The organism is uncultured Pseudoalteromonas sp. (genome assembly GCF_963922945.1).
Classification (GTDB): domain Bacteria; phylum Pseudomonadota; class Gammaproteobacteria; order Enterobacterales; family Alteromonadaceae; genus Pseudoalteromonas.
In genome coordinates this window covers 1-21,116 of sequence record NZ_CAWUKC010000040.1, presented here as the reverse complement: position 1 = coordinate 21,116, position 21,116 = coordinate 1, and the positions used below count along the sequence as shown (strand labels likewise).

Annotated in this window: 20 protein-coding genes; 8 read left to right on the top strand and 12 right to left on the bottom strand. The window is 40.8% G+C overall.

All coding sequences use genetic code 11. The features are described from left to right. Nucleotides 1-65 precede the first annotated feature (65 nt). The 8 genes from AABI99_RS10215 to AABI99_RS10180 form a co-directional block, all read right to left on the bottom strand. Nucleotides 66-1,100: an isoaspartyl peptidase/L-asparaginase gene (locus tag AABI99_RS10215; protein ID WP_338365632.1), complete on the bottom strand. Its 1,035-nt coding sequence runs from the start codon at nucleotides 1,098-1,100 to the stop codon at nucleotides 66-68. 124 nt (nucleotides 1,101-1,224) lie between these two features. After that, nucleotides 1,225-1,932, bottom strand: a complete 708-nt coding sequence (locus AABI99_RS10210; RefSeq protein ID WP_338365630.1) for a SapC family protein — start codon at nucleotides 1,930-1,932, stop codon at nucleotides 1,225-1,227. 334 nt (nucleotides 1,933-2,266) lie between these two features. Further along, the gene (gene pgl / locus AABI99_RS10205; protein ID WP_338365629.1) at nucleotides 2,267-2,977 is read right to left on the bottom strand and encodes a 6-phosphogluconolactonase; all 711 of its coding nucleotides are present in this window, start codon (nucleotides 2,975-2,977) and stop codon (nucleotides 2,267-2,269) included. A 3-nt stretch (nucleotides 2,978-2,980) separates the two neighbouring features. Beyond that, nucleotides 2,981-4,453 (bottom strand): glucose-6-phosphate dehydrogenase, encoded by a 1,473-nt coding sequence (zwf, locus tag AABI99_RS10200; protein ID WP_338365628.1) that lies wholly within the window; start codon nucleotides 4,451-4,453, stop codon nucleotides 2,981-2,983. A gap of 268 nt (nucleotides 4,454-4,721) precedes the next feature. Further along, a complete protein-coding gene (gene pgi / locus AABI99_RS10195) occupies nucleotides 4,722-6,368 on the bottom strand; it encodes a glucose-6-phosphate isomerase (RefSeq protein WP_338365626.1) in 1,647 nt (548 codons plus the stop codon). Nucleotides 6,369-6,691: 323 nt separating this feature from the next. Further along, nucleotides 6,692-8,917 (bottom strand): aminotransferase class V-fold PLP-dependent enzyme, encoded by a 2,226-nt coding sequence (locus AABI99_RS10190; RefSeq protein WP_338365625.1) that lies wholly within the window; start codon nucleotides 8,915-8,917, stop codon nucleotides 6,692-6,694. A gap of 135 nt (nucleotides 8,918-9,052) precedes the next feature. After that, the gene (locus AABI99_RS10185) at nucleotides 9,053-10,129 is read right to left on the bottom strand and encodes an AI-2E family transporter (protein ID WP_338365624.1); all 1,077 of its coding nucleotides are present in this window, start codon (nucleotides 10,127-10,129) and stop codon (nucleotides 9,053-9,055) included. Then, nucleotides 10,122-10,340, bottom strand: a complete 219-nt coding sequence (locus tag AABI99_RS10180; RefSeq protein ID WP_338365623.1) for a hypothetical protein — start codon at nucleotides 10,338-10,340, stop codon at nucleotides 10,122-10,124. Before AABI99_RS10180 ends, AABI99_RS10185 begins: the two co-directional genes overlap by 8 nt. Before the next feature lie 147 nt (nucleotides 10,341-10,487). Here AABI99_RS10180 and AABI99_RS10175 point away from each other — a divergent pair, with 147 nt between their 5' ends. From AABI99_RS10175 to AABI99_RS10155, 5 genes are read left to right on the top strand one after another with little or no spacing between them, the layout of a single operon-like run. Further along, nucleotides 10,488-11,153 (top strand): hypothetical protein, encoded by a 666-nt coding sequence (locus tag AABI99_RS10175; RefSeq protein WP_338365622.1) that lies wholly within the window; start codon nucleotides 10,488-10,490, stop codon nucleotides 11,151-11,153. Nucleotide 11,154: 1 nt separating this feature from the next. Further along, the gene (locus AABI99_RS10170; protein ID WP_338365621.1) at nucleotides 11,155-12,612 is read left to right on the top strand and encodes a M48 family metalloprotease; all 1,458 of its coding nucleotides are present in this window, start codon (nucleotides 11,155-11,157) and stop codon (nucleotides 12,610-12,612) included. Nucleotides 12,613-12,666: 54 nt separating this feature from the next. Next, on the top strand, nucleotides 12,667-13,014 hold the full coding sequence (gene arsC / locus AABI99_RS10165) for an arsenate reductase (glutaredoxin) (protein ID WP_338365620.1): 348 nt from the start codon (nucleotides 12,667-12,669) through the stop codon (nucleotides 13,012-13,014). Beyond that, nucleotides 13,014-13,568, top strand: coding sequence for an NAD(P)H:quinone oxidoreductase (gene wrbA / locus AABI99_RS10160; protein ID WP_338365619.1), 555 nt, complete (start codon nucleotides 13,014-13,016; stop codon nucleotides 13,566-13,568). The genes arsC and wrbA overlap by 1 nt, the downstream gene beginning before the upstream one ends. Continuing rightward, nucleotides 13,565-14,008 (top strand): DUF2069 domain-containing protein, encoded by a 444-nt coding sequence (locus tag AABI99_RS10155; protein WP_338365618.1) that lies wholly within the window; start codon nucleotides 13,565-13,567, stop codon nucleotides 14,006-14,008. The genes wrbA and AABI99_RS10155 overlap by 4 nt, the downstream gene beginning before the upstream one ends. A gap of 117 nt (nucleotides 14,009-14,125) precedes the next feature. Here the strand turns inward: AABI99_RS10155 and AABI99_RS10150 are convergent, their stop codons facing one another. Next, nucleotides 14,126-15,463 carry an ankyrin repeat domain-containing protein gene (locus AABI99_RS10150; RefSeq protein WP_338365617.1) on the bottom strand — a complete coding sequence of 446 codons (1,338 nt, stop codon included), beginning with the start codon at nucleotides 15,461-15,463 and terminating at the stop codon, nucleotides 14,126-14,128. A 209-nt stretch (nucleotides 15,464-15,672) separates the two neighbouring features. Then, entirely contained in the window at nucleotides 15,673-16,266 is a 594-nt protein-coding gene (locus AABI99_RS10145; RefSeq protein WP_338365616.1) for an ABC transporter substrate-binding protein, read from the bottom strand. Between the two features lie 245 nt (nucleotides 16,267-16,511). On the opposite strand from AABI99_RS10145, the gene AABI99_RS10140 reads away from it, so the two are divergent. After that, nucleotides 16,512-17,048, top strand: a complete 537-nt coding sequence (locus AABI99_RS10140) for an acyloxyacyl hydrolase (protein ID WP_338365614.1) — start codon at nucleotides 16,512-16,514, stop codon at nucleotides 17,046-17,048. A 120-nt stretch (nucleotides 17,049-17,168) separates the two neighbouring features. Here AABI99_RS10140 and AABI99_RS10135 read toward each other — a convergent pair whose 3' ends face one another. After that, the gene (locus AABI99_RS10135; RefSeq protein WP_338365613.1) at nucleotides 17,169-18,539 is read right to left on the bottom strand and encodes a YjiH family protein; all 1,371 of its coding nucleotides are present in this window, start codon (nucleotides 18,537-18,539) and stop codon (nucleotides 17,169-17,171) included. Between the two features lie 70 nt (nucleotides 18,540-18,609). Further along, the gene (bamC, locus tag AABI99_RS10130; protein ID WP_338365612.1) at nucleotides 18,610-19,668 is read right to left on the bottom strand and encodes an outer membrane protein assembly factor BamC; all 1,059 of its coding nucleotides are present in this window, start codon (nucleotides 19,666-19,668) and stop codon (nucleotides 18,610-18,612) included. Between the two features lie 360 nt (nucleotides 19,669-20,028). On the opposite strand from bamC, the gene AABI99_RS10125 reads away from it, so the two are divergent. Then, nucleotides 20,029-20,565: an ACT domain-containing protein gene (locus AABI99_RS10125; protein ID WP_338365611.1), complete on the top strand. Its 537-nt coding sequence runs from the start codon at nucleotides 20,029-20,031 to the stop codon at nucleotides 20,563-20,565. A 10-nt stretch (nucleotides 20,566-20,575) separates the two neighbouring features. Continuing rightward, complete coding sequence (gene bcp / locus AABI99_RS10120) at nucleotides 20,576-21,055, top strand: thioredoxin-dependent thiol peroxidase (RefSeq protein ID WP_337849740.1); 480 nt, start codon at nucleotides 20,576-20,578, stop codon at nucleotides 21,053-21,055. Nucleotides 21,056-21,116 lie beyond the last annotated feature (61 nt).

The following is a 21,116-nucleotide window of genomic DNA, read 5'->3' as shown; positions in this document are numbered from 1 at the left end:
CTAATAGTATCAAAATAAACGCGCAGCGTTAATCCTACACCTCTGTTAAAAGCAAGTATCTCACGCTAGTCATCTTTAAAAATTCCTACAAAGGTTGCTTGCGTGTTCGATTTGCTCGCTCGGTACATGCCCGAGGTATTAAATGGCATACTAATATGGCCTTTAGCATCCACAATAATAACACCTCCAGTGCCACCTATTGGAGCCAGGACGTGGTTAATAACCTCATCCCCTGCTTGTTCAATGGTTTTATTTTGGTATTTAACACGTGCGCAAATATCGCTGGCTACACTGTAGCGAATGAAATACTCCCCGTGGCCAGTAGCCGATACCGCACACGAGTCATTTTCTGCAAAGGTACCTGCCCCAATCACAGGAGAATCGCCAATGCGGCCAAAGCGTTTTGCGGTCATCCCTCCTGTAGATGTACCTGCAGCTAAATTGCCGTTTTTATCAAGGGCCACAGCCCCTACGGTGCCCATTTTATAATTTGTTGGCAGTGCTTGGTGCGCAGCTTGGTAGTCTTTAGGTGTGGCGTGTGCTTTTTCTAGTTTTTGCTTTGCTTTTAAAAGCGCTTCATAGCGATGCTTAGTATCAAATATATTGTTTTCTATAAGCTCAACACCCTGCTCTTTAGCAAACTCTTCAGCACCTTGGCCGCTGAGCATGACGTGTACTGAATTATCCATTACTAAACGCGCTAATTGGATTGGGCTTTCTACGTGTTTTATGCCAGCAACGGCACCTGCTTGCCGATTTCGTCCATCCATTATTGAGGCATCAAGTTCATGGCTGCCATCATAGGCGTAGACTGCTCCTCGCCCAGCATTAAAATACGGTGACTGCTCTAATACTTGAATCGCTGTGGTAATTGCATCTAAGCTTTCGCCGCCTTTTTTAAGCACGTCGTAACCGGCCTCTACGGCTTCAGCTAGTTTAGCGCGATAGGCTTTTTCTTGCACTTTTGTAAACTTTGCTTTTTCAATTGTGCCTGCTCCACCATGAATCGCAATAGCAAATGGGGCTGACTCGCTTAATACATGCGTACTGAAGGTTAAACAACTGCTGATTAAAGCCGATAATAAGACTGTTTTTTTCATAGTGGGCTCTTTTTATATTTAGGGTAAAAACAATGTGAATGCTTACAACGAAGATTTCAACTAAAGCAAGTTTAATGGCACAAAAAAAGCGCCCTAAGGCGCTTTTTAATAATCCACGTACTTATTACGCGCTTTGTTTTGCTTTTAAGCGTGCTAAACGCGCTACTTGGTGAGTAGAGGTTAAGAACGAATAAATAGGTGCTAAGTAACCGCGCTTACGAAGTTCTAAAAACTCTTCGTCGCTAAGCGAGTTAAGTTTTTTCTCATCAATAAGGTAAATACCGTTGATGTCTTTTTTCTCGCCTTTAATATCTACCGTTAGCGTTTGCGCTACTAGTAACTCTTTATCAGCTAGGAACTTAGTGAAAGCTTCTGTTACTTGAGAAAACTCAATAAAAGATACTAAAGACTCTTTACGACGCTTTAAGTACTCTGTTTCTTCACCGTTCTCAAATAATGCGTTGCCTTCTTCCTCACCAACAAGCGAGCTTGCTTCGTCAATCACAATACCGTATTGATCTTGCTCAGGGTGCTTTACTAGCCCTAGTGGGTAGCGTGTTGCAGCCATAGGTGCAAAGGCAGCTGTCCATTTACCATCTTCTACGAATAGGTTTTCGCCTGGCTCTAAGCCAAACATTGCTACTGCTTGGAATGTACCGCTTTCGTTGTTTTTAACAAAAGACATTGGGAATTCATTTGCTACACGCGCAAACTCATGTGCAACCACAGGCACTAAATGTTGAGTTTTCATAAATTCAACGTTGATGCCGTTTTGAATTTTAGTGTTGGCATGCTTTTCGTTGTGTAAAGGCTGTACTTGTTGCTCCGCCATGTTACTGCTCCGTTTTTTTTAATATATGTATCATTGTTAATGCCTTTAGGCTAATGCTTTTGAACGAAAAAAGGAAGGGAAAGTTTTATGACAACTGTCATGAAAAAATAAAGTTTAACTAAATCTGTGCGTTGCTAAAAAACAAGCAGCTAAAACCACTTAAATATGATTAAAAACCCCGCACCTCATGGTTGTTTTTAATACAACCCCATAAAAGCCGTTAACATTGGTTAACAGTTAGCACTGCTTTTTTTGCTACAAATAGCATTAAATTTAGGCAAATAAAAAGGCAGCTTAAAATAAGCTGCCTTTAAAGTGTGATTGAAAACCTAAATTAAGGCGCCCAATATACTTCTATATTAATGCTCGGGTGATTAAGCACTGCGCGAAGTGGCATATCGTTTACCTCGCCTCCCGCTTTAGCTTGCTTATAAACCGCTAGCTTTTCTTCACCGCTTATAAGTAACTTGACTACTTTAGAATTTGCTATTGCATTGAGGGTTAGGGTCATACGCTCCGTAATGCTGCCTGTCACGTCACTTTCTATCGCATTAATAGCACATACAGTTTGCTGAGTTGTTAAACCATGCTCGAGGCCCTGCGCATGCGGGAACAAAGAGGCAGTGTGACCATCTGGCCCCATACCTAGAATTGTTACATCATATGGTGCTTTTAAAGCACTATAAGCGGCTTCACATACTTGTGTGCCCTGCTCGGCCGTTGCTGCATCATTTTTCATGGTAATGAAATTTGCGGCACTGCCATGATTTTGTAACAAGGTGCTTTTTATAAACGCTTCGTTACTTTTTTCGTGGCTTGGCTCAACCCAGCGCTCATCAACCATGGCTACATCTATATTTTGCCAATCTAAATCAAGCGTTGATAAGTGCTTGTACGCCGGTGCAGGAGACGAACCGCCTGAGACTATTAGCACGGCACGGCCGTCATTTTTTATACCATCACGCAAAGATTGCTCAAGCGTCTGCGATAGCTCAGCCGTTAACGCATCTTTTGAATCAAAAAACTTTTCGGTAACTGTTGCCATTACTTATGCCTTATCGCCTGTGTTAAACCACATGTGGTTATTTTCAGCTAATAATTCATCAGCATCGTCCGGTCCCCAGCTACCAGCGCGGTAAAGGGCTGGCTTACCTTTAGTCTGCCAGCGCTCAATAATTGGATCTATCCACTTCCACGCTTGGCGCACTTCGTCACGGTGTATAAATAACGATGGGTTATTAGCTGCCGCATCAAGCATTAGGCGCTTATACGCATCAGAATGGAAACCATTGCTGTACGCTTGCGAAAGCTCAATGTTCATGGTGACCGGCTCTAATTGCATTTCAAGGTTATCAAGGCGCTTAGACATCAGCGTTAATTGAATGGTTTCTTCCGGCTGCAAGCGAATAACAAGGCGGTTTGGCTCAATATTACCGACGTTTCCTTCATAAATATTGTGCGATACTTTTTTGTATTCAACTACGATTTCTGCACAGCGTTTAGCCATACGCTTACCAGTGCGCAAGTAAAAAGGTACCCCCGCCCAGCGCCAGTTATCAATGTGTGCACGAATAGCTACAAAGGTTTCTGTTTTGCTTGAGCCTTCATTAAGCTCTTCTAGGTAACCTGGTACAATTTTACCATTTAAATCACCTGGTACGTATTGCCCACGTACTATGTTTTCATCCACGTTGTCATCGAGTAACGGGCGAAGCGCTTCTAATACTTTAAGCTTTTCGGTGCGGATGCTGTTTGCATTTAATTTATTAGGTGACTCCATTGCCACTAAACATAATAGCTGCAATAAGTGGTTTTGCACCATGTCACGCAGTGCACCGGCTTTATCGTAAAAACCAGCGCGGCTTTCAAGGCCTACCGTTTCAGATAAGCTAATTTGAATGTTATCAATTGATTTAGCATCCCACATATTTTCAAACAATGAATTTGAAAAACGCAGTGCCATAAGGTTTTGTACTGTCTCTTTACCTAGGTAGTGGTCAATACGGAAAATTTGCTCTTCATCAAAAAACTCTGCAATTTTACCATTGATTGCTTCAGCTGATTCGCCGCAGTAGCCAATTGGTTTTTCAACCACCACACGTGAAGTTGGGGTAATTAGCCCTTTTGTTGATAAAATTTCACAACATGTGCCGTAAACAGCCGGCGGAAGAGATAAATAAAATACGCGAGATTTATTGCTGTCGTGCTCATCTAAAATGCCTTTCAATACATCCCAGTTGTCGTCAGCCTCGGTTACGTTGCTTACTACAGGTACTAAGTAAGCAGAGAATGCTTTCCAGTCTTTGGCGTTGTATTCGCCTTTACTTAAAAATTCTTTCAGTGCGTTGTGCGCTGTTTCTATGTAATCAGCACGCTTACTTTCCTCACGCACGGTAGGCAGAATACGCGAGCCTTCTGGTAAATTACCTTCTTGATATGCTCTGTACATTGCAGGTAGTAATTTGCGTAACGCAAGATCACCACCGCCCCCAAAAATTATAATATCAAAAGGATTAAGCATAGTTACTCTCTACGTTTGTAATACCTAAATACGACTTCCATAAGCCGCTTGGTATGCAGGTTTAGTGCTTGAATGACAGTGGCTCTTAAAATTAGTAAAAGCCTATTGAATGTTTAACGCTATGGCGTTTTATTTATTATTTGACTATTTGCACATTTAAATGAGTCTTAGGAGTCCTGTAAATCCTCTCACAAAAATACAGGCCCTAAGAACTCCAGCGCTACCCGTTCAAAGGTACTCGGTTTGCTTATTTACATAAGCGAATTAGTTATTGCGTACGGTGCTGTTTGTAGTACGCAATTAAGCCATTTGTTGAACTATCATGCGCGTGTTTTACGCTATCATCAGTCAGTTCACTTTCAATTTTAGAGGCAAGGCCTTTACCAAGCTCTACACCCCATTGATCAAATGAGCAAATTTCTAAAATTATGCCTTGGCAGAATATTTTATGTTCGTACAGCGCAATTAAGCGTCCTACTGTTTTTGCATCAACTGTATCTAGCAGTATAGATGTTGTAGGGCGATTACCCTGATGAATTTTATGATTAAGTAATTCATCAATTTGCGCTTGTGTTTTACCTTTCGCGGCTAAATCTTCTGTCACTTGCTGAGCATCAACACCACTCATCATGGCTTCTGTTTGCGCTAAAAAGTTAGATAATAAAATATCGTGATGTTTATCTACGGCTACCTGCGGTTTTACTGATGCTATAAAATCAGCCGGAACAATCACATTGCCTTGGTGTAAACACTGATAAAACGCATGTTGTCCGTTAATGCCGGTCATACCCCATATAATAGGAACCGTTGTGTAAGGCACGGTTTCGCCTGCAAAGTTAACATGCTTACCGTTACTTTCCATCTCACCTTGTTGTAAATACGCAGGTAACATATGAAGCGCTTGGTCGTACGGTAAAATAGCTTGCGACGTAAAGCCTAAAAAGCTGGTATTCCATACACTTAGTAGTGCCATTATAAGCGGAATATTTTGCTCAAATGGGGCTGTTTTAAAGTGCTCGTCTACTTCAAATGCGCCTTCTAAAATAGCTTCGAATGCGTCATAACCTAGGTATAACGCAATAGGTAAGCCTATCGCACTCCAAAGTGAAAAGCGACCCCCTACCCAATCCCACATAGTGAATACGTTTTCATCGCTAATACCAAACGCTGCGGTTTTTTCTAAATTAGTGCTAACAGCAACAAAATGCTTAGCAATGGCGCTGTCATCTTTTGCTGATTGTAAAAACCAATCAACAGCTGTTTTGGCGTTGGTCATGGTTTCTGATGTAGTAAATGTTTTTGATGAAATAACAAACAATGTTGTTTCTGGGTCAATTGCTTTTAACACAGAGGCAATTTGAACACCGTCAGCATTAGATACGTAATGAACATTTAAAGTGTCATCAGCAAGTGCTTTAAGCGCCTCGGTTGCCATTTGCGGGCCAAGGTTTGAACCACCCACACCTATGCTTACCACATCTTTTACTGTTTTACCTGTATAACCAAGCCACTGACCACTGCGGACTTTTTTTACAAAAGCTTTAATTTTTGTAAGTTCGTTATCAACCGCTTGCGTAACATCTTCGCCGTCAACAACTAAAGGTGTATGAGCACGATTACGTAAAGCGGTGTGAAGGACTGAACGATCTTCGGTAATATTAATTTTTTCACCGCTGAACATTTTGTCGCGCCAAGAGGCGATATCGCATTCATTAGCCAGATCGATTAATTGTGTAAAAATCGTTTTATCAATGCGCTGTTTTGAGTAATCAAACAACACACCAGGAATTTGAGTAGAGAATGAATCAAATCGTGTATCATCTTGTGCAAATAACGTTTTTAGATGGGTTTGTTGCATCTGCCCAGCACTGTTTTGTAGTGCTTGCCAACTTGCTAATTGCGAACGATTAGACATGTAAATATCCTCTAAAATATTTAAACTAATGAATTAAAACAACTTTAGTAAAAAAACTTCGTTAATTGCCTCTAACGCGTGTAAAAAAGCAAGCGTTTAGTATAACGAAAAAAGTAATAAAAATGCTGTTTTTATAATTTATGATGCAGATAATAACGCAATTTTTTGCTTTTGACACCGGTATCATAAAAATTTTATGAATTAATTACCTACAAATTTTAAGCATTTAATAGTTTAAACAATATTTATTAAATATTCATGAATTAAGCATAATATGCATCACCTAGCCTCATCAGTGGCTTTTGTAAGGCTAGGTTGAAAAACTAACCTAGCAAAGCCAGACCACCCACTACATTATAAATTTTGCCAAAACCTAGCTGCTGCAAATTCGCCGCTGCCACTTTAGAACGGTTACCACTTCGGCATATTAAAATATAGGTGTGCTGCGGATTTAATTGTTTTTGCACTATGGCATTAGCCATACGGCTTAGTGAAATATTGAGCATATTAGTCATAGACGAGGCAAACACATCAGCCACATTATGTGTGCCATGCTCATAAGGCTCCCGCGTATCAATTAAATACACGTTTTGTTTTTTTAATAGTGCTTTTGCTTGCTCGTAGTCTAACTGTTGAGTGGTTGTTTGTATTGCCGCATTTACATACCCGCACAACTGATCGTTACTTTGCATATGCTGTTGATCGCTGTGTGTTTTAAGCTCAGCAAATTGCACTGTAGTAATTTTATTTTCTAATAATTGACTAAGTAGTGGGATGTGCGCTTGTACAGTTCGCCAGTCAATAGCAAAACACTGCTGATAGTCATGCCCTGAGCACACAACAGTATCGTCAGTTACTTGTTCAGCAAGGGCTGTAAGTGATTGCGCCATTTTTACTGCACTGCCCCCTTCAAGTGAGGTATTGCCAAGCCCTGTCGGTAAAATTAAGTCACCACAAAAACAATAATCAACATGCCCCGTAGTGTCCTCTTTTAGGAGGTAACTCACGCTATCTTCGCTGTGTCCTGGGGTTGCTAAAGTGATTAATGTTTTTGCACCAAGCTTTATGTTTTGCTGCGTTGTAGGTGTTATGTCAAGTACGTCATTTAATAAAGGCACTGCGCTTGGACGCTCTTGATGCTTGTGGGTATCTAAAATAGCTTTTACTTTGAGCTTTTGTGTACTTACTATTTTTTCAAAGCGCGGTATAAGCTCTATTACGGGGTCAATAATCACCGTACTGTTATCATCACTAACATACAACCAACTACATGCACCTTTGTGCCTAAACTGAGTTAAGCCAATAGCGCATACTTCTTGATTTGGCGTCACACTATCAGAGACAATTAAACAATTAGCCTCTAATACCGCTTTTAATGATGCTATACGCTCACAGGCTTGAGTTATTTGCGCTTGTGTTGCCGCAGGCCCAAACGACAACCTAACAGCATTTTCACTTTGCCAATCAGTGGCTCCCATTGCATCAAGCACAAAACTACGTGTTGCACCGGTACTGCATGCAGAGCCACCACTGACTCTAATACCCGCTGCATCAAATAAATCTATCACCTCTTTGGAGGTGAGCGTATCAACAGCAAAATTAAGCGTGGTGGGTACTGAGTGTGTAAACTCATGATTGAATGTGATAGCACCAAAGGTGTTTTGCAATGCACTGTGCAGCTGTGCTCTGTAGCTATTTAGTACCTCAACCGACTTAAACGTGCCATCGTTTTGATCTAGCAGCAAATTAAAAAGCTTATTAAGCCCTGCTATGCCTGGCAAGTTTTCGGTGCCAGAGCGCATACCACTTTCTTGTCCGCCTCCTGCAATAAAAGGGGTGTATGCACTGCCATTTTTAATGTATAAAAAACCAATTCCTTTAGGGGCATAGAGTTTATGGCCTGAAAAGGGGGCGTAATCAATGCTGGTACTGCTTAGCGAAAGCGCTTTTTTCCCCAATGCTTGTACACAATCAACCATCCAAGAAACCGTTTTGTTGTGACTACGAATTGCCGTTTCAATCGCATCTAAGTTTTGATACACACCGGTTTCGTTATTCACTGCCATAGTACAAATCATCAGCGCGTTTTCGATATGTTCGCTAATAAACGCTAAGTCTAAGAGCCCTTGGCTATCAACAGGAATAGCCAGCAACTGGGCATTTATACCCAGTACGTTATTCCAATGCTGTAAAGTGTTGGGCACAGCTTTGTGTTCAGTCGCGCCATACAATAATACAGGGTTTTTAATAGTGTGGTTTTTGGCACTGATCAGTGTTGAAACAATGGCTGTTTGTATACCTTCTGTCGCACCAGAGGTAAACAAAATATCGCCGTCGGGCGCACCAATAACATGGCGTGCATTTTGTCTAGTCTGTTCTAACAAGTATTTGGCTTGTATACCACTAATGTGTGGACTTGAAGGGTTACCAAAACAAATTTGCATCGTGTGAGAAACCACATCAGCAATACAAGGTAAAACAGGTGTTGTAGCGTTTGCATCAAGATAAACTTGGCTAGTTTGCTCATTGTGCAATAAAAACTCAGACATTAAAACGCACCTTTATTACTAAAAAATATATCTTATACCCAATACTACATAAATTTAGGAAGATTGGGTAATAATCAATTAGTAACTTTGGTGCGCTAACTATACTTTTTTATACTAAAAATACCTATGCTGTTTTTACTCGGTAATCTCTTTGGTTATTTCTTCGTGCGAAGAAGACCAAGCATTGATTAATGCTTTTACAAGCGAGGCTAAAGGAATGGCAAAAAACACCCCCCAAAATCCCCATAAGCCACCAAAAAATAACACAGCTACAATAATAAATACCGGATTTAAGTCAACGGCCTCAGAGAACAGCAATGGCACTAATACATTGCCATCAAGCGCCTGAATAACTCCGTAAATGATTAAAATGGTCCAAAACTGCGTTTCAAGTCCAAATTGAAATAACGCCACCGCCGCAACAGGAATAGTTACCAACGCCGCGCCCACAAACGGAATCAACACCGAAAACCCAACTAGTACACCGAGTAATGCCGCATAGCGCAAATCAAGTACCGTAAAAGCAATAAACGCGGTGCCGCCCACAATTAAAATTTCAAAGACTTTGCCTCGAATGTAATTCATTATTTGCTGATTCATTTCGTGCCACACTTGCAAAATTAATCGCCGCTGCTGCGGAATCAGTGTGGCAGCACTACTTGTTAATTCAAGCTTATCTTTGAGCATAAAAAACACCAGTAACGGCACAAGCACCAAATAAATAAGCCACGCTACAACATCTTTTAACGAAGTAAGCGAAAACGATACAATGACTTGTCCAAACTCCAGCGCCTTGGCTTCTACACTGGCTACAATAGCTTGCACCTGCTCAGCACTTATCAAGCTGGGGTATTGCTGCGGCAGCGCCATTAAAAACGACTTACCTTGCTCTACCATGTGCGGGGTTTCTTGCACTAGATTGCTCGTTTGCTGCCAAAGTACAGGGCCTATAACTAAAATAAGTGTGAGCATAACCCCTGTAAATACCAGCATCACAATAACTGTTGCACTAAATCGTTTTAAACCAATGCGCTCTAAGTGCACAACAGGCCAATCAAGCAAATACGCAATCACCAGCGCTACAAGCACCGGCACAATTAACGCACCAAAAAAGTACAATAATGCCGCTAAGGCAATAAGTAAGAAAAGTAAGGTGACTGAATGAGGATCTGAGAACTTCCTTTCGTACCATGTTTTAACATATTCAAACATGTAATGGCTCCACGTGTAATAGCCCTAAGTATTTATCGAATTCATAAGTGAATGCATTTTTAGTTAAAAAGCGCGTTATATCAGCTGCACTCTCGTCGTTATTTATACTAAACGTTATTGCCTGATTTAATGCCTGAGCGTTGCGTAGCGCTAATTTAAATTGCACAAACTGTTGCGGGCATTTAAATTGTTTTAAATTGCACTCTAACATAACTACTTTACTCGCCTAGTAAAATGAATAATAAGTCGCATATTGTCGGTCATTCTATTTATAAAGTGTGAACAGCAGTAACTTTTTCTTAAAACTCCCTCTGCAATGGTTTATTCTTACAAGATAGTTAGCAGTAAGGATGAGTTAATGCCTGGCACGCATAATAAAGCGCAACTACCAAGTAATCCAACTCTCAAAGAGATTAATTGGTATAAAAAACAGATAAACTGGGGAGAGCTTCCTCCTTTTTATCATCTTGTTGCCTCTTCGGTCAGTGAGGCTGAAGGAATATTAGAGCACGGATTTGATACAGCGGTTAAAAGTCTAATTAACAGACGCAATTGGAACTTAGACTTACTTGAGGGCTATGAAGATAATTTTGGTGAAATACACACCAAACACAAACCCCGAATAGCACTACATCAAGTTTTTACTGACCGTGGCTTTGAGCTGTGGGCGCAACCCTATGCAAAAGATATAATTATTGATCAATATATTAAAGATAACCGCTTTATGGAATTTAAAGTATGGGATCCGCACTCAATGAAAAACCTGATCCGTATAAATCAGCTGCATAAATTTATTGGCTTTTATTTTGAGCGTGGTGACAAAGCAGATAAAGCTATTATTTTACATGCACATAAAGTAGTGCATAAAATTATTAAATTTTTGCAGCTAGAATTGAACGTTGTAAAGCTCGATGGAGTCACAATAAAAGAACTCTACCAATTGTGCGAAAAAGACAGTCGCGCGAGCAGCGACGAAATCGACATCGCTAAAATTGCTATCGGTGAACAAATTAACAAGGAATAAAATGCAGCTAAAATCAGCCTTTATCACTTTATGTAGTGCCGCGCTTACCTTTAGCCTATTGGTTAGTGAGCCGTTAAAGGCGCAAACTAACTTTACTCTGCCTGATTTAGGCACGTCTGCTTTGCAAGTTTTACCACTTGAAAAAGAGCAAGCCATCGGCGAAGTCATGATGATGCAAATAAGAGGCTCATCACCGGTTGTGAACGACCCAGTGTTGGATGAATACTTAACCACGCTTGGACGAAAACTTGTTGCAAATGCAAACGACGTGCGTTTTCCTTTTTCGTTTTTTTGGGTCAACAACAATGAAATTAACGCCTTTGCTTTTTATGGTGGGCACGTTGGTGTGCATACTGGGCTGATTGCGCAATCAGATAACGAAAGCCAATTTGCCTCTGTACTTGGGCATGAAATAGCACACGTAACTCAACGCCATTTAGCTCGTCGTATTCAGCAACAACAAGACAACAGCGCACTCACAATTGCCGGTATGATAGCCGGTATTTTAGCCACCGTGGTGGCACCGGATGCAGGGATTGCTATTATTTCGGCTAACCAAACTCAAGCTGCGTTTAGCCAACTAACCCATAGCCGTGCTGCTGAGCAAGAAGCTGACAGAATTGGGATGCAAACCCTCAATAACGCCGGTTTTGATGCGCGTGCATCCAGTGAGTTTTTAACTAAACTAGCTGCGCAAATAAGATATAAATATAAGCCCCCCGCGTTTTTACTGACTCACCCATTACCAGAGAGCCGTGTGTCTGATGTGCGCCTGCGTGCAGAGCAATATCCTGTACGTCATTTGAGCCCTAGCCTAGAGTTTAATTTAGCTAAAAGCCGCGTTCTTGCACGTTACGCCAACAAACCAGAAAATGCCGAAGCCTTATTTAAAAAATTAATGCGCGAAAATAGTTACAACAACGCCGCACTGAAATACGGCTTGGGCATAAGCTTACTTGATCAAGATAAACTCGATGAAGCCGCCGAGATTTTAGAGCCGCTATTAGCACAAAATCCAAAAAACTTATTTTATATCGATACCCATACCGATTTACTCATTGCACAAAAAAAGGCCGACGAAGCGGTAAAGTTTTTGGCTGAACTAAATAACTATCGCCCTAACAACCAAGTGATTACTTTAAACTATGCCAATGCAGCATTAGAGGCTAAGCAATTTGAGTTAGCTGAGAATATTTTAAAAAGCTTTTTACTTGAAAAGCCCGATCACAACTTAGGCAAACAGCTATTAGCCGATGCTTACAAAAAACAAGATAAGCTTGCTGCTTATCACGAAGCTAACGCCGATGTGCTTTCGCAGTATGGTGCATATATCAAGGCCGCAGACGAAATCCAAAAAGCGCTTAACTTCGTAGAACCTGAAGAGTTGGTTAAACAGCAACGCCTAAAAGCGTTACTTACGCAGTACCGCCGTTTACAAAAAGAGCTTGCAAGGCTTTAAGTCTGCAAGCGCTTGACCTAAAATAGCGGCAAATTACATTTTGGAAACTATTGTATGTCAGTCACTATTTATCATAACCCGCGTTGTTCAAAGTCGCGTGAAACGCTTGCTCTGCTTGAGCAAAACAACGTAACGCCAAACGTAGTCGAATATTTAAAAACACCGCTTAACCACGAGCAAATAAGCCAACTTTTAGACCAATTAGGCTTTAGTTCAGCTCGGCAGCTAATGCGCACAAAAGAAGACGCATACAAAGCGCTAAACCTAAAAGAAGAAACTAACGAGTCAGCCCTAGTAAACGCCATGGTAGACAACCCTAAATTGATTGAACGCCCTATTGTACAAAACAGCGGTAAAGCAGCCCTTGGCCGCCCGCCTGAAAACGTATTAAGCGTATTATAATGACGACCCGCATAGTTGTTCTGTACCACTCAAGCCATGGCTCGGTTGAGGCTATGGCGCACGAAATAGCCGAATCTATAGAGCAACAGGGTGCCACAGCCGAGTTGCGTACTTTTGTAGCTAAAAACCCGCACGATATAGTCATTACAAAAGATGATTTAATAAATTGTGACGGCCTTGCGTTTGGTACCCCTACCCGCTTTGGGATGATGGCATCGCAAGCTAAAACATTTTGGGAAACCACCAGCGATCTTTGGCTAAAAGGCCAATTAATAGATAAACCAGCCTGTGTATTTTCGTCATCAAGCAGCATGCATGGCGGAAATGAAGCTACCTTACTTAATTTATCATTGCCACTACTTCACCACGGTATGATGTTATTAGGAGTACCTTACGAAGTACCCGAGTTACTTGCCACGCAAACCGGCGGCACACCTTATGGGGCCACGCACGTCGCCGGCAGCAGTAACTCTAATACGTTAAGTAAAGATGAAATTAAAATATGCCAAAGCGTTGGTAAACGCCTTACTCACATTGCGAGAAAACTTCAATGAATACCACTGCCTCCCCAGCTAAAAAGCCGATTACTGTAAAATTTCAGCGCATCGCAATTTTTGGCTATGTAGGATTATTACTTTTATTTCCACTGTGGATGTACTTTGTACCTCCACTTAATGGCAACGCAAGTGTTGTATCACTGTTTGTACCTATCATTCCTTTGTTGTTGCCCTTGAGAGGATTTATAAAGGACAACACCTACACTTACGCTTGGGCTAACTTTATTGTTATGTTGTATTTTATTCATGGCTTAACCATGCTGTGGGCTGCGCCAAATGAGCTAATATGGGTGTTATTAGAGCTTGTATTTGCCTCTGCCATGTTTATTGGCTGCACCTATTATGCAAGGCACCGTGGGCAAGAGCAAGGATTAAAAATACGTAAACTTAAAGAAGAGCTTGCAGAGGAAAAAGCAGCTAACGAGTACGATAAGTAATGCGACTTCGCAAAACTAAGTATTAATGTATAAAGTTGAAATAACAATTTATACATACAAAAAACGCGCTTTACATAGCAATGTAAGCGCGTTTTTAGGCTTTTAGTTTGCTAAGCGTTATACCAATTCACTCAGCGCAGCAAGTGCAACTATACTGGCTAGCCCAAGCTGAGCGACTAAGCTCAACAGTGAAAATGCACGTAATACAAATAAACCCCAAGGATGGCGTATATGTGGATAGAGCGCACAGCGTTTTAAGCTAACTGCAAAGAAAAAACACACCGATGCAATCAGTGTAAAAATTAACGTCAGCTCACTTTTTATGTCTGTGCTTTCATCAAAAAAGAAATACAACTGCAACGGCAGTAAAATAGTGACAACCGCATGTAAAGCATGCACTTTTTTAATGCGATTAAACTGCCCTTCTGGCGAAAGCTCTTTAATGCCAAAGTCACGTTCGAGGCATTTAACTAAATTTGTTGCCCTTATACTGACTGCTAAACGGTAACAACTTAGGCCCTCGTTATTTCGTACTCTAAAATCGTAACCAGCCTTGAGTAAAAGCACCATGAGCGTTTCGTTTTTGGCTAGTACTGCATAATGAAGTGCAGTATTACCCAAGCTGTCTTGCGCTTTTTGATCTTGTTTATCCAGTAGCGTTTCTATTACATTCACGTAGCCTTTTTCAGCTGCCCACATAAAAGCTGTTTTATTGTTTTCATCAGCCAGCGTGCCTGTCGCGCCTTGCTCTATAAAACGCATAGCCATAGTTTGTTTGGCCGTTTGTTGGCTTAAATGAGCCAGTAATGCTTTTTCAAGCAATACAATAGAATCAACATCAGGCGATACTTGTGTTAACAGCGTAAAATAGTCTTTACCGTTTGCTACTTTTTGACTGGCAAGCTCAGTGAGTTCGTTTAAATCCGCGACTGAGCCAGGTAAAAACACACTAAAGCGGTCTCTAAAATCAACCTCTTGCCAAAGTGCTAATGTATCTTGCGCACTTAATTTGCTACCACTGTTAAGCGCATGTTCTATTAACGAAAAATAGCGTTTAGAAAATAATAAATTAAACAATGAAAGCGGGGTGTCCAGTGCATTTTGCGCTGCTACACTTGCGTACTTTTCAAGGCGCTGGCACAACATGAGTGCTAATGATTCGCTGGTGTATTCGTTGTCTAAATAGTGATTTTTAACAGCACTAATATAAGCATGCGCGTCTTCATCATATTCGCTAATATGCTGAAAATAACACTCTTCAAAAGGTTCAAGCGGGGTTAACCAGATCAAATAGTAAATGGGTGGTAGCACAGTCGTGCATACACCGTCATCTTCAATAGTAGAACGACATGCAGGCCAAGCTTCTAAAGCATCTAAAATAAAGGCACCGTTTTGTTCTACAAGTCCTTTAATAAGTAATGGGTATTCCTTTGGCCAAATCAGTACATTTTCCATTAAAACAGCACAACTCCAGTGTAGCTTGATGAGGCGTCAGTTATAGCAATTATTAGCTGACACCACGCTTAATCGACGTAGCGATATTCTATCACACCTTTTTTTTGCTGCGAGCTTAAAGTCGATGAATATTAAGAAAATATAAAAGCAGCCAATACACTCAAATGCGGCTGCTTTTGTGGTTGGAGGGGGTCTTAATCAGGTATGAATTATTTATTTTTTAATTCACTAATTACTTGCTCTAAACCAACATCTGAAATACGTTGAATGATCTCTTTTTGTTTAGCACTTAAAAGCGATATCCCTTCAGCAACTATGTCGTACACTTTCCATTGCTGGTCTTTACCTTGACGTAATTTAAAATGAAGGTCGATGATCGGCGCATTTGGCTCGATAATCTGTGTCTTGACCGTCGCGTACTCAGAGTCGCTTTTAGCGGTATCTTGTTCAAAGACCACTTGCTGACCTGTGTACTTTGTTAGCGCACCAGCATAGGTACCTGTTAGGTAGTGCTCAACAGCATCAATAAAACGAATAGCTTGCTCACGCTGAATGCCCTTTATATGCTTACCCAGCAATTTAAACGACACAAATTTAATATCTATATTTGGCATTAAACGCGTTTCTACAATACGCGCCATGTCGGCTTTGTTCGCATCACCTTTTGCGTTTACTTTGGCAATATCGCTAAAAAGCTGATCAGCAACATTCTCAAGCATGTGCTGAGGCGACTGTGCGGTTTGTGCAAATAACGAGCTACTGAATAGCGCTACAATAATAAAAATAGACTTTAAGAGTTTCATGTTTGTGACCAAGTGTGTGATTAAGATGAGGCTAAATTACGCGATTTTAAGCCAGACAAAAAGACACAAAAAAGCACCTTATTAATGCCAAATTTGCACCAATAAAATTAATTATTACCTTTCAATTAGTTACACGGCCCTGTTAACACACCATAAACAAGCAATTATTTACCCTCATTGAAAATGTGAGTAACCCGCCCTTATCATTTATTTACTTATTCGAACCACACATTAATTTTGCAGTTATGAAAACGGTATTAAAAAATCTTACTATTACGCTAATCTTAGCTATTTCTTTATTTGGTAAATCGGTATTCGCCCAGTCTGATCACGGATATGCCGTAGACATACTTAAAGGCGAAGGTAACTTAAATGGTGTTAAGCTGGCTTATCAATATCACGCTCCGAGCCTACAAAACTTAATAGGTGATGCGCGCTTTTATTTAGAAACCAGCGTTAATATGTGGGAGTACCGCCATGGCGATAACTCGCAGTCTAACCTTGTATTGGCTATGTCACCTGTACTGCAGTTTCCTGCTTTTAGTTTTCATAATACCCCGTTTTATATTGAGGCAGGTATTGGTGTATCGCTGATTGATGAGACTAAGTTTGCGGGCAAAAATATTAGTACTCACTACCAATTTGAAGACCGAATAGGCCTGGTAGCAGACTTTGGCCACACTAACGTAGCGCTTCGGGTTATTCATTACTCAAACGCCGGATTTAAAGAGCCTAATCCAGGTTTAAACTTTTTAACTCTTTCAGTGGCAAGGCGTTTTTAAACTTCATTCGTATTTAGTATCAATTTGCCACCTAAGCAAGTTAATCATTAAGGTAAATTAAACTAACTAGCCACAAAAAAGCCCTGATAAATCAGGGCTTTTTATAATTAAAACACGCTATTAGCCAACCAACCAATGCGCCATTAAGGCAATAACAGGCAGCGTAATAAGTGTACGTAAAATAAATATCACAAACAGCTCAGCAATATTGACGGGTATTTTACTGCCAAGTAACAGTGCGCCTACTTCAGACATATAAATTAGCTGTGTTACGCTCATTGCAGCAATAATAAAACGTGTCACATCACTTTCAATCGTGCCCGCTGCTAAAATTGACGGAATAAACATATCGGCAAATCCCACCATAATAGTTTGTGCCGCGGCTTGTGCCTCGGGGACGTGTAACCACTCTAAAAATGGCACAAACGGCATACCTAAATACTGAAATACCGGCGTGTGCTCAGCAATAATAAGGGCAAATGTACCCACAGCCATAACAACAGGAAGCACACCAAACACCATATCAAGTGCATTGTGTGTGCCCTCTTTTAGCGTCCCTTTAAAACCCGATGAGTTATTGGCTTTAGCTAATGCAACATCAAGCGAATGCCCTACTAAGCTTTTTCCTGCAGGAATAGCTTCAGCATCGCGATTTGGCTCACTGCCATCTATAAGCAAATCTTTTTTAAAGCTAAGCGGCGGTAAACGCGGCACAATGATAGCGGCAACCACACCGGCTAAACATACGGTGGCGTAAAAAGGGGCAAATAAATGCTCTAATTTCACTTGGCCTAAAACAACTAAACTAAATGTGATAGAAACCGCCGAAAAGGTAGTACCAATAATAGCCGCTTCTCGTTGCGTGTAATGTTTTTGGTCGTACTGCCTTGCAGTCATAAGTATGCCCACGCTGCCATCACCTAACCACGATGCAGTACAATCGACCGCACTACGCCCTGGCACACCAAAAACAGGGCGCATTATTTTGGTAAGCATGGTGCCTGCAAGCTCTAACAACCCAAAATTTATAAGTAATGGGAGTAACAAACCCGCAAGAATAAATACCGAGAATAAAACAGGTAACAAGTCGTTTAATACCAAAGCCCCTGTGTTTGCAGAGGTAACAACCTCGCTACCTAACCCCAAATGGGTCATCAACACAAACGCCATACCAAAGAGTCTCACGGCTAACCAAACTACATTCACATCAAATAAATGTTTTAAAAGTGGCGATTGGCAAATAACTGAAGGTTTAAATACTTTGGTGATCACCGACATAACACCCGTGATACATATAATAAGCGTAACAACCGCTTGCGCTGAGCCTTGCATGAGCGCTTGTACGCCTTTGGCCATTAATGCGATAGGAATAGTCATACCGTCTGAGGTAGGTATTGGCGTCATAAATAAAAACACACCAATTAACGACGGTACTAAAAAAGCAAACCACGTGCGCCACGTATAGTGTGTGCGAGGAGGTAACTGAGACATATTTTTTAACCCATAAAAACTACAAAAAGAGCAAAGCGCTCTTTTTGTAGTAAAAACTTATTATTAATTATTAGATTTTGATGCCGCGCTGTATAAGTGCTGCTTCTAACGCTTGTTGTAAACCGTTCATGGTACCTGGCTCAAGTGTTTCACCATTATCATCCATCCATGTGAGGCTAGTACCGCCTTCTTTAGTTTTGCTCACTAAAATTTGGTATTGCCCTTCTTCAATAGGAAGCTGTGCAACATCATCGCCCCAAATAGAATCCCAAACACTGCTTTGTGGTTTATTGTAATCAGCAGTGATTAAACCCGTGTCTGTATTAATTTCAACAATTGTGAACGATAAACGCTCTAAGAAGCCTGAAAAGCGATCAAACACAGCCTCATAAGGTTGTTCCGTAACAAGGGCTGCGTTGCCTTTGTTATCAAAGCCCATCTCAAGTGAAATAATCCCTTGGCGTTTACGGTTTTCTAGTTCTAACTGGCGGTAGCGATAATCAAACTCAGCCACAACTTGGTTGAGTGCGCGTACTTCTAACTGCTGCTTAAGTAAGTCGGTTAACGTATCATCGCCTTTAAAATCGATAAGCTCAGCGCGCAATGACGCCGTACGCTGATGCGATTTTTCTTCAATTGTAAATCGAAAACGCTCCAGATTTTCGCTTACCTCATCGCCCCATAACCAGCTTTCTTCCGCCTTTACAATGGCAAACCAATCGGTTTCGATTATACCAAGTAGCTTATCTTCTTTTGTGGTTTTTGCATTATTTTCGCCAACAACCGCTTTAATTGAGTCCCATACAAATTCATCTAAATCTACGATGCCATCATTTTTATCAAAGTATACACGGGCTTTTTTGTCGCCCTCTTCGACCCAGCTGCCTTTTGCAACAGTTAAAACCTGTGCTGGTGGACGATAGTTTGTTGCCTCTGGGTTGTTATCGTATTGGCCCACATCCATTTTATAAACCGGATCTTGAGCTGGTTGAGACAACGATGGCGGGGTTTTAACACCTTCATGGGCGCGATAATTTCGCTCGTTGTGCGCTTCATTAATAAAAACATTACACCCAGATAAACTTACCAATACACTCACTGCAAGTGCTTTTGGGATCCAATACTGCACAGATATTTCTCCTTAGCATACCCTTTAATTGTTTTACACGTATATGAGTGGGTAATACCGAATTTGGTTCAGTGTAAAATCAACATTAACTTTACATTTATTATTTGGCTGTCTAATTGCAATAAAGTTCACACCTTGGTGCTATAAAATCTATAACAACAAAAAGACAAATTTTAGCTATGGTACTTTCCTGTGCCTGTAAAAACAAGGAACACAATGCTTTAAAGCGCCTTTAATTAAGCACCTATATAGTTTAGAGCGGGTTTTGTGTTAAACTTCGCCGCCGTGCAACACATTGCATGGGTAAAGAGCTATGGCAACACGGGTGTTATATTTCAAAAAACGTAGGTATTTAACTTCATGACTGCATTTTCAAATCATCAAATTGTTTTAACTGCTATTGGCGAAGATAGGCCGGCAATTGTAAGTGAACTTACACAACTCGTAAGCGATTGTCATTGCAACATAGTAGATAGCCGAATAGCTATTTTAGGCAGCGAATTTACCTTTACCATGCTATTAAGTGGTGATATGTCGGCCATTAGCCGCATAGAGCACACGTTACCCACTAAAGGCATGGAGCTGGGCTTACTCACTATGATGAAGCGCAGTACCTCAGGCCACACCGAAAGTGAGTTTTGCGCAGGCTATACCCTTGAATATACAGGGATAGATACACCTGGGACACTGAGTAAAGTAACCCGCTTTTTTGCCGATCACCACATTAGTATCTGCTCATTAAAGTCAGACACCTACGATGAAGAAGCCGACACTAAAATGCGCTGCGAAATTGAGTTTAATATTCCAGTAGAGGTTGATATAGACCAATTTAAAGTGACCTTTGAAAACCTTTCGCACAGTCTTAACGTAGATTATATTTTTAAACGTATTCGCTAAGGAGCACAGCATGAACAAAATTAGTCCATTACAAGCCGGTGATACAGCACCAGAATTTAGCTTACAAAACCAAAACGATGAAACAGTCACATTAAGCGAGCTGTTAAAAGAGCAACAAGTACTGGTGTACTTTTACCCTAAGGCCTCTACACCAGGGTGTACGGTTCAAGCCGAGAACTTACGTGACCAACAAAGTGAACTTGCTAAATTTAATACCCGTGTTGTTGGTATTAGCCCAGACCCAATTAAGCGCCTTAAAAACTTTGAAACTAAAAAAGAACTTAACTTTGATTTATTAGCCGATGAAGATCACGCCATTGCAGAAGCTTTTGGTGTATGGGGTTACAAAAAATTTATGGGTAAAGAGTACGATGGTATTCACCGCTTAACCTTTTTAGTAGGCCAAGACGGTAAAATTAAACACTTATTTGATAAGTTTAAAACCAAAGATCACCATCAAGTGGTGTTGGATTACTTAGCGGCGGAATAAATCATTAGCTGTAAGCTGTAAAAAAATATACAAAAGCGTTGCTCTAGGGCAACGCTTTTTT